This is a genomic window from Silvimonas sp., from assembly GCF_031291215.1.
Classification (GTDB): domain Bacteria; phylum Pseudomonadota; class Gammaproteobacteria; order Burkholderiales; family Chitinibacteraceae; genus Silvimonas; species Silvimonas soli.
Genome location: NZ_JARLJK010000109.1, coordinates 1 through 1,361, shown reverse-complemented (window position 1 = coordinate 1,361; position 1,361 = coordinate 1). Strand labels below are relative to the sequence as shown.

The window sequence follows — 1,361 nt, the reverse complement described above, 5'->3', positions numbered from 1 at the left end:
TGCATTCACTGGAAGAGTTTCGCAGGCAGCTCGGCAATGGAACACTCAAAGCCTACTCCGTGTCAACTTCAGGCAGTCCGAGACAGCTGGCAGGGCATGACCTCGCCTGTTTTGTCGCGGATCACGGGCGCATCCTGTTGGTGAGCGTAGATCACAACGACTGGGCCAAAGTTCGTGCGCGGCCATTGCCGCGTGGGGAAGTCTGGATCGATTTGGGTGGGGTTATCGCCCGTACCCAACTGACAGCGAAGACCCTGATCGATGAACCGAACGAGGAGCGGTATCAACTGCGCATCGACTGGATTCGCGATCGGGCGATGGAACGCGGCCAATTCACCGGAGCGCTGATCAGCGGGCTGGCAATCATCGATGCGCTCCGCCATCCCGAGGTCAGGAGCCAGCCATTCACCAAGGCGATGCCCGCGATCAAGGCGGTGCTCAGGGGACCCGCAGCCAGCGACAGCGTCATCACCAAAATGAACTCGGGCAACTATGCCGAATTTGAAACGGCCCTGCACGCGTTGCCGCTCGAAGAGCTTCCCTGAAAACCCCTGAAACATGTCTGGCCCATTCCTGAAATGACCTGAGCCCGCCGGATTGCCAGCCACGTCCTCCCAACAACGAGGAGGACGACACCATGGAACAACCGCCCCTGTCGGGCTTGCTGACGGCGAATGAACTGGTCGCGCTGACCCGGCTCAGCCGCACGTCCATTTACCGCATGACGCGGCAGGGGCGGTTCCCGCCGTCCTATTCGCTCGGCAATGGCCACATCCGTTGGCGCGAGGATGAAGTCCGCGCCTGGCTGGCAGCGCTGCCAACTCAAACTTTTGTGACGGGCAAGGGAGCAGCCCGCTCTGGTCAACCTCACAGGAAACGGCGGCCGTCATGACCGGCGATCCCATTCCAATCCCGAAAGCGCGTGCCCCTCCGCATTCGGCGATCGGCCACGCCGTACCGAGCAATTTTTCCCCCCTCAGTCGTGATTTCACGAAAGGAATTTCCATGCCTATTACCCGCAAGATTTTGGACCGCCTTGCCGACTGGCTGTACGGTGACGGCAGGGCCACATACCGAGTCTGGATCAAGCCTCGCATCGCACCAAGGGTGCTGCCGCTGATCGACAGGCTCGTTGGCGATGACGAAGACGGTGAAACGATACGTCTCGCGTTGATCCCCTGGCGCCGTGCCGAACGCCCTGTGATCGCGGTGCATGGCGGCGACGTTTCCACCTGCCGGATTGACGGTCCCTGGCAGAAGGCGGGCATTCGCTGGATACCGCTGGGCGGTCTGGTGCGAAGCTCGGGTATCACATGGCATCTGACACCCTTTGAAGCACAGGCTTTGCACAACCACATGCA

At 60.8% G+C, this 1,361-nt stretch carries 3 protein-coding genes; all 3 read left to right on the top strand.

The features are described 5' to 3' along the window. A partial coding sequence (locus P4L78_RS11270; protein ID WP_309328184.1) for a hypothetical protein occupies window positions 1-545 on the top strand: 545 nt, incomplete at its 5' end. A gap of 92 nt (window positions 546-637) precedes the next feature. Continuing rightward, window positions 638-892, top strand: a complete 255-nt coding sequence (locus P4L78_RS11265) for a helix-turn-helix domain-containing protein (RefSeq protein ID WP_309328183.1) — start codon at window positions 638-640, stop codon at window positions 890-892. After that, window positions 889-1,361, top strand: a 473-nt coding sequence (locus tag P4L78_RS11260; RefSeq protein ID WP_309328182.1) for a hypothetical protein, incomplete at its 3' end; no start/stop codon positions are given. The genes P4L78_RS11265 and P4L78_RS11260, both read left to right, overlap by 4 nt.

What these genes read in the sequence shown, in the direction of transcription:
- P4L78_RS11265 (WP_309328183.1), top strand. Translation starts at nt 638, where the DNA reads ATGGAACAACCGCCCCTGTCGGGCTTGCTGACGGCGAATGAACTGGTC.